General features: G+C 39.6%; 1 protein-coding gene. It reads right to left on the reverse strand.

Features of this window, described 5'->3' with window-relative positions; translation table 11 throughout:
• The coding region (locus AC0IXC_RS29390) for a sigma-70 factor domain-containing protein (protein ID WP_471653731.1) at nucleotides 1-235 on the reverse strand (235 nt) is incomplete at both ends.

Here is a 235-nt window from a genome sequence, read left to right on the forward strand (position 1 = left end):
GCAATACTTACTACAAGACGTAAGTTTGCTTCTGCAAGACGGCGTTTTGCTTCTACATCGCCTTCTTCAATACGTGTCGCAAGTCGAATTTCTTCTTCAGCAGATAGTAAGTCTACACGACCAATGTCTTTTAAGTACATACGAACAGGGTCATTGATTTTCACACCTGGCGGCACACTTAAATCATTAAGGTCAAATACTTCTTCCGTTTTTGTAATTTGACGATTATTAGGAC

It is taken from the genome of Bacillus sp. AC266, assembly GCF_979253805.1.